The sequence below is a fragment of the Dyella sp. ASV21 genome (assembly GCF_016428975.1).
GTDB lineage: Bacteria > Pseudomonadota > Gammaproteobacteria > Xanthomonadales > Rhodanobacteraceae > Dyella.
The window spans coordinates 1-322 of the sequence record NZ_JAELTT010000299.1; the positions used below are offsets into that span (position 1 = coordinate 1).

Here is a 322-nt window from a genome sequence, read left to right on the forward strand (position 1 = left end):
CGCACATGACCTGGCCGCGCGCTTGCGCAAGCGTTTCCGTGTTCAGCGAGAACACGGTCAGGCAATCGGGGCATTGGGCGTACATAGGGACCGCGGTTGTCGAACTGTGGCAAGCCTAGTGCAGGGCCTGTCTCTTATACACATCTGACGCTGCCGACGACAACGTTCGGGTGTAGATCTCGGTGGTCGCCGGAGCATGAAAGAGGGGGGGGGGGGGGGGGGGGGGGGGGGGGGGGGGGGGGGGGGGGGGGGGGGGGGGGGGGGGGGGGGGGGGGGGGGGGGGGGGGGGGGGGGGGGGGGGGGGGGGGGGGGGGGGGGGGGG

General features: G+C 74.5%; 1 protein-coding gene. It reads right to left on the bottom strand.

Annotation, left to right across the window (positions count from 1 at the left end):
• The coding region (locus JHD67_RS21740; RefSeq protein ID WP_343214406.1) for an MJ0042-type zinc finger domain-containing protein at positions 1-85 on the bottom strand (85 nt) is incomplete at its 3' end.
• Between the last annotated feature and the right edge of the window lie 237 nt (positions 86-322).